Below are 6,611 nucleotides of genomic sequence, written 5' to 3'. Positions count from 1 at the left end.
TGGCCGACTTTTGCTCCGCCCCGTGGCCGGTTTTTACTCCGCCGTTGACATTATCCGTTTGATTGCGGGATATCGCACCTGAATGCGTGCAATTTGCACAATTGTCGCGGCGTTGATTGTCATGAATTTTTCGGAAAGGTTTTTTTTCAACTGATGGACAATACCTTTCGTTGTTGACACGCGTCATTCATCTCTCCCGTTGCGAATATCGGCGAAGCTTTGGTTCTGACAATTTATCAACAGCGGCAGCTGCACTGTTATTGATAAATTTTCATACAGTTGAGCGGTGTGACACGCTCCAATCCGGTTCTGATGATGCGCGCATTGAATGCCCTATCAGTACAGCGAGTGACACTGAAGCCTTAGTGCTTCCAGTTGCTTGGAGAGCCTTCGGATGATTGGGATGTTGGCGAAACGCCGAAGCCGAAGAGCAAAACTACGCGTGGCTGAACGAACCAACTGTGACCGTATAACTTGAACGAAAGCACTTCTTGCAAATTCGGCGCTACTCACCGCAGCAAAAATGCATGAATACTCTCACTAAATCTCGCTAAATCTGGAATTTATACGCACGATTCTCATGATGTTTCTGAAATGCATTGATTCATTCTCGAACCAAGCAATAGAACGCCTCTATGTCTGGCTCTTTTCGCCCCGCATACTTGATGTGAATATAGTAGGATAAGCCAGTTGGCACTTGATGACCTCGCCACGTTCTCAAACGTCCTTCAGTCAAGGCGCCCTCTGCCAGGAAGGTGGGTATGAGGGCGACACCGATGCCTGATAATGCCATTTCCAATCCGAGAATGTAGTGGCTTGCGCCGAGAATAACCGCCGAATTCACCAGATTGGCGTCCGCGTCGCGACCCAACGAGAGGTATACCCGCCAATCATCTGCGAAGCTATTCTCTCCGATCTCGTGTGTGATCAGCGTTACCGGTCTCTGCTCTTCTTCATTCGTCGGGAAATCATTACGAACGACGGAAATGAGAGATTCATCAAACAGCTTCGCCGACCAGTAACCTGACTTTAGTGGAGTCGTTGAAAAAAAATGTCCGCAACAGTGTCCGTTATAACCGGGCTGGGATCGGTAAACATCTTAATCTGAAGCCCGTGGAACCACTTAGGATGAGGTACAGCTTGAAGCCTTTTAAAAAGCCAACCTTGTGCGAAGGAGCTGCCCGCCATAACCCGAAGGGGCCTATCTCCGCCTCCAATGACGTTTTTTACGGATGCGTCGATCTCGGAAAATGCCGTTTGTAGGCGTTGCCCGAGTTTTTCGCCGGCCTCTGTGAACGTTGTGGTCCGCCCGCTCTTTTGGACCAGATCTTCTCCAATCTGGTTGCGTAGTCCCTTCAATTGGTGACTGATGGCACTAGGAGTTATTCGGAGCTCCTTCGCTGCTAGCGATATGGAGTTGTACCGATAGACGCATTCGAACGTCTGCAGGTACCGAATGTTGTAATGCATGGTGCGCTGCTCGTTGGAGGCCTACAAGGATGACCGGTGGCGTTCAGAGTTTGCGTACCGGATCACAATACGGAGTTTGAATGAGATTGTCTCGTGATCTCTTCACGGTTGCTGAATGGCACGCACTTTCCCGCTGAATCTCCCTACACACGATAAGCTCACAAGATTGGGTTGCCGATGCTTTTTCTTCGGATTTCCGTCAAATTGAAGCGCTAAACGAGCACGTTCGCCTTGGAATTGTTCCCAAACACATCAGCTTTCGCTCCTGTTCAGCGCCTCCTCGAGCGCAAACCTTTGAGTGTGCCGCAAGGCACTTTGATACATTGCCCTTCCCATTCGTATAAATGACTCGAGCTCGATGAGAAAATATAGAAAAAGTCAGCCGTATGATTAATTCTCAAGTATCAGACATAGATAAGGCCGCGATCCTGCCGCATTTGAACTTTGGCATTGAACTCTCTAGGAATTCTTGACGGACTCATCGATTTCTTATACAGTTGTGTCGCCATATTTTTCCAGCATTGCGCGAAACTTGTTCCAATATAGTGGTTTTGGCACGAAATCAAATTGGACGTAGAAGCGTTCAACGATGTCCATATTTCGCGAGATGTTTGATGAGCATGCGGATATCGGCAATGATTATGCACACTTCTGCTAAGCAAATTTCGTAAAATCCTTGGCCATTCTGCGATATCTGCCAATCCTATGCGGAGGTCCGCTCGACGACCGCGCGGCGCGGTAGGATTCCCAACCGGTGATGTCACATTGTCGGTGATTTAACGGTTTTTGTAAGCCGTCACGATGACCCCGCCGACCGTAAGCTATAAGAACCACCGTTTTCCACCCCAGGTCATCGCCCACGCAGTGTGGCTGTATTTCCGGTTCCCGCTGAGCCTGCGTCTGGTGGAGGAAGTGCCTCTGGAACGCGGCATTATTGTCTCCTACGAAACGATCCGGCGGGCGATGTCCTGGCCCGGCCACTCGTGTTCTCCGCGGTGCCTTTCTGCCACGACAGCGACGGGTCGCGGAACCAAGGCTGGGAGATGATACCGGCTTGAAAGCAAAACCGATCGGTGAATCCGTTGCGCGATCGAAAGTGGTTGCACGTCATGCACGATGTGGCAGGACCTGCAGCACACCGATGAAAGGGTCCATGATGGCCGCTGTGGCGGTCGTTGTTGTGCAAAAGAACGGCGAAGCGGCTCACCCGCACGACCGGTGATATCACGTTCGCCCTGGCGAACCGACTGGGCCAGCGACGAGAGACGCTGGCCCAGTCGGTTCGGCTCAGTGACCTGATTTTCCCGCATCGGGGAAGGGAATGAACTCCGCAGCGTCGTCGGGTGGCAGGCGGAAGCGGCCGTGTTCGAAATCGCCTTTGATCCAGGCTTCCTGTGCGGCTTCCAGCTTTTCTTTCGAGGAGGCGACGAAGTTCCAGGCGATGTAGCGTGGCCCGTTCAGCGTCTCGCCGCCGAACAGCATCAGCCGTGCGCCTGCCGGGCCGGCGGTGACGGTGATGGGATCGCCAGGGCGGAAGACCATCATCTGCCCTGCGGCGAACGTCTCACCGGCGACAAGCACGGAGCCCTGTGTGACATAGAGCCCACGATCTTCGTGGTTGTCGGGCAAGGGAAGCTTCGCCCCGGCCTGAAGAACGGCGTCGGCATAAAACATCTCGGAAAAGGTCTTGACCGGAGCACGCTCGCCCCAGGCATTTCCGAGGATGAGGCGCACCTCCTTGCCCTCGCCGCTGAGCAGCGGCAAAGCCTCCGCTCCCTGGTGCTCGAAGCTTGCCGGCATGTCTTCATCGTCTTCCGGCAGCGCGACCCAGGTCTGGATGCCGAACAGCGAATGACGCTTGGCGCGCGTCTCGGGGCTGGTGCGTTCCGAGTGGGTGACGCCATTACCCGCGACCATCCAGTTCACCTCACCGGGATAGATCATCTGGTTGGTACCGAGGCTGTCGCGATGCTGGAACTCGCCCTGGTAGAGATAAGTCACCGTGGCCAGCCCGATATGGGGATGCGGGCGCACATCGATGCCGCCCTCGTTGATGAATTCGGCCGGGCCCATCTGGTCGAAAAAGATGAAAGGCCCGACCATCTGGCGTTCGGGCGCCGGAAGGGCACGCCGCACCTCGAAGCCGCCGAGATCGCGCGCTCGTGGGACGATGAGCATCTCGATATCGGCAATCGTGCCTGCCTCGGGACATTGCGGTTCGATGCCGGGCATCCAACTCATGGTGTTCCTCCTTCGATTGGCTGGTTTCAGATGATGCGGTTGCGGCCGATTCCGCAATAGGAAACCGGCCGATAAAACTCAGCGGGCCGTCATGAAGGCCGCGACGGCGTCGATCTCCTCCTGGCGCACCTCATGGCCGCCGTCATGCAGCACAAGGTGCACGTCGGCGCCCTGGCTTTCCAGATAGGCGACAAGCGCCTCCGTCAGGGGAAGCGGGCAGATCGGATCGCGCCGGCCCGCGGTGATCAGGATTTTCCGGCCGCCAAGCGCCGGGTTTGGTTCTGGCGTCCAGGGGATCAGCGGATGCATCAGCACCGCCCGGTCGATGAGGCCGGGCGCCTCGAACAACACCGAGGCAAGGATGTTGGCACCATTGGAGTAACCCAGACCATAAGCCGGAGCGCCGGGATTGGCATCCCGGTGGGACCCGATAAATTCAGCCATCTTGCGGCTGCGGGCGGCAAGGTCGGTCATGTCGTAAACCCCTTCGGCCTTGCGGCGGAAGAAGCGGTTGGCGCCGTATTCCGACACGTCGCCGCGCGGCGAGACGATGCCGGCATCCGGCAGGATCTGGCCGATCAGGCCGGTGAACTGGTGTTCGTCACCACCCGTTCCATGGAAGGCAAAGACCAGCGGAGAGCCCGCTGCCGGGGCTCTTGCAAAATGCGAATAGGCGTCGCGGTACATCTGAATCTCCAATCTAGAAACATCATCGGCAGCCGCCGGCCGATGCCGGCAGCCACCTTGATCGTCAGTCCACGATGGGCGGCAGGATCTCTTCGATCCGGTCGCGCAGATGGGCGTGCTGGCCGGGCAGCTTCAGCGCCTCACCGAGATGGGCGGTATCCTCGTCGCGGTTGAAGCCCGGTTCGTTCGTCGCAATCTCGAAAAGCACCCCACCGGGGGTCCGGAAGTAGATGGCCCAGAAGTAATCGCGGTCGATGACCGGGGTGACACCGTAACCGGTGTCTATCAAGGCTTTGCGCACTTCCGCCTGGGCCGCCCGGTTTTCCACCGCGAAGGCGACGTGATGGACGGAGCCGGCGCCCTGCCGGGCCGCCGGGCTGCCGGGCAGCACTTCGAGATCGACGAAATCGGCGCCGTTGCCGCCCTTGATGGCATAGCGGGTCAGGTCGCCGCGGCGATCGACCGCCTCGTAGCCCATGAACGTCAAGAGTTCACTCGTGGCACCACCGTCGCGCAGCCGCATGGTCACGCCATGAAAGCCGTGCACGCCCTCGCTCATCGGTACGCCACCGTTGGAAAACGGCAGACGCGCATCGCCATCGACCTCGGTCAGGGCGAAACCGTCGCCATCCGGGCCGAGGAAACGCAGGCGTTTTTCACCGAAGGCCTCATCTTCCGCAAGGCCGGTCAGGCCCTTTCCGGCAAAACGCTCCTTCCAGTAGCCGAGTGAGCCTCTCGGTACGGAAAAGACGGTTTCGGCAACCTCCCCGGCACCGCGGTTGCCCTTGGCGATGTGTGGGAAGGGGAAATAAGTCATGACGGTGCCGGCCGAGCCGGTCTCGTCACCGTAATAGAGATGGTAGACGTCGGGCGCGTCGAAATTGACCGTTTTCTTCACGCGGCGCAGCCCGAGCGTCTTGGTGAAGAAGTCGTTGTTTTCCTGGGCGTCAGCCGCCATGGACGTGACGTGGTGCAGGCCTTTGATCTGGGTAAGCATGGTTTGATCCTCGCTCTCGGGTGTCTTCGTTGAGCAAGAGATAAAGCCAATGTGGCCTCATAAAAATAGACATAATAATGCATATATTATTGCTATAATCGCAATTCTTATGGCTGAAGCCTGCCCGCCCGTGCGTTCCCCGACAAGCACGCCGACGCAGCGTTGCATACGTCGGTGGACTGGACTAAAGTCGAAGAACTGAATCCGGTTTCTCTTTCGGCCATGTCGGCCTGGTAGAGTGATTGAGAGATTGCCGTTGTCATTTCCTGGACATGAACTGAGTTGTGTAGGCCTCTGCTTCGGAACACCCGAAGCCCCCAGCCTGACCACTGTCCCGATCAAGGCTGCAACTTTTTCCGTTACCAGCATCTGCAAGGATCTGGCCGAGGAAGAGGCAAACGACGTCCGGCTTCCCGCCTGCGATGCCTATTTTCTCATGCTTTATCTGGAGGATGCGGGCCACGCCGATATCCGGGCGGACGGAACGTGCACCCCGGTCCGCCATTACGAGCAGGGATCGATCTGCCTCGTCGACCTCGACGAAGGCGCAGCCATTCGCCTGCACAGCCGGCTGAATTCGCTGACTTTCGTTCTGCCCAAGACGCTTTTCGAAGAGGCCGCCTCGCTGTCGCCGAACACGGAAATGCGCCGGCTGGCCTGTCGGCGAGGCAAGCCGGACGATGTGCTTGCAAACCTGGGCACGGCCCTGCTCGCGCTGTTGACCGGCGGCCGAACGGCCTCGCCACCGGCGTTGCTCAGGCACATGGCCGTCGCCATCTGCGCCCATCTGCTGCATCAATATGGCGAAACGCCGGAAAGCGATCCCGCTGGTGACAGGCCGTCCTCCGGTTCGACGGCGGCGCAACAGGTGGCCGGCAGCGACGCGTCGCCGCTCTACCCTATCGCCACGGGCGCCGGCCTTGCCGAAGAGAAGTTCCTGGCGGACTTCAAGCGCGCGACGGGACTGGCACCCATTCAATGGCTGATGCGGATACGCGTTGAACGCGCGAAGGAACTCATGGAGGAACATACCCTGTCCATTGAGGACATTGCCCGTCAATGCGGTTTCAGCGACCTTGAGCAGTTCAACCAGGTATTCGCCGGAGAAACCGGCATGACACCAGCGGCCTGGTCTCGCAAGCGCGTCAATTGATGGAAGTGGTTTGCTTCGGCAAGAAAATCTTGCACTCTGGCTTTCTCCAACGGCCGATGCGGG

The 6,611-nt window shown here is 57.4% G+C and carries 6 protein-coding genes and 2 pseudogenes; 2 read left to right on the top strand and 6 right to left on the bottom strand.

Going from position 1 to position 6,611, the window contains the following annotated elements; all coding sequences use genetic code 11:
• The 3 genes and pseudogenes from GR138_RS30430 to GR138_RS31015 all read right to left on the bottom strand — a co-directional run.
• Positions 1 to 187: hypothetical protein (locus tag GR138_RS30430; protein ID WP_210253457.1), on the bottom strand; the 187-nt coding region annotated here is incomplete at its 3' end.
• Between the two features lie 417 nt (positions 188 to 604).
• Positions 605 to 1,024: pseudogene (locus GR138_RS31020) on the bottom strand (LysR substrate-binding domain-containing protein); the annotation flags it as partial.
• Between the two features lie 5 nt (positions 1,025 to 1,029).
• Positions 1,030 to 1,470: a LysR family transcriptional regulator gene (locus GR138_RS31015; protein WP_160862849.1), complete on the bottom strand. Its 441-nt coding sequence runs from the start codon at positions 1,468 to 1,470 to the stop codon at positions 1,030 to 1,032.
• An 801-nt stretch (positions 1,471 to 2,271) separates the two neighbouring features.
• Here GR138_RS31015 and GR138_RS29550 point away from each other — a divergent pair.
• Positions 2,272 to 2,430, top strand: a pseudogene (locus GR138_RS29550) (IS6 family transposase); the annotation flags it as partial.
• Positions 2,431 to 2,757: 327 nt separating this feature from the next.
• Here GR138_RS29550 and GR138_RS29545 read toward each other — a convergent pair.
• From GR138_RS29545 to GR138_RS29535, 3 genes are all read right to left on the bottom strand, one after another.
• A complete protein-coding gene (locus GR138_RS29545; protein WP_160862848.1) occupies positions 2,758 to 3,711 on the bottom strand; it encodes a pirin family protein in 954 nt (317 codons plus the stop codon).
• Between the two features lie 78 nt (positions 3,712 to 3,789).
• Complete coding sequence (locus tag GR138_RS29540) at positions 3,790 to 4,398, bottom strand: alpha/beta hydrolase (protein ID WP_160862847.1); 609 nt, start codon at positions 4,396 to 4,398, stop codon at positions 3,790 to 3,792.
• A 64-nt stretch (positions 4,399 to 4,462) separates the two neighbouring features.
• On the bottom strand, positions 4,463 to 5,395 hold the full coding sequence (locus GR138_RS29535; protein ID WP_160862846.1) for a ring-cleaving dioxygenase: 933 nt from the start codon (positions 5,393 to 5,395) through the stop codon (positions 4,463 to 4,465).
• 256 nt (positions 5,396 to 5,651) lie between these two features.
• On the opposite strand from GR138_RS29535, the gene GR138_RS29530 reads away from it, so the two are divergent.
• A complete protein-coding gene (locus GR138_RS29530; RefSeq protein WP_160862845.1) occupies positions 5,652 to 6,548 on the top strand; it encodes an AraC family transcriptional regulator in 897 nt (298 codons plus the stop codon).
• Positions 6,549 to 6,611: the final 63 nt, after the last annotated feature.

The organism is Shinella kummerowiae, assembly GCF_009827055.1.
Classification (GTDB): domain Bacteria; phylum Pseudomonadota; class Alphaproteobacteria; order Rhizobiales; family Rhizobiaceae; genus Shinella; species Shinella kummerowiae.
Note: the sequence above shows the minus strand (reverse complement) of the source record. Positions and strands in the feature narration are given on the sequence as shown.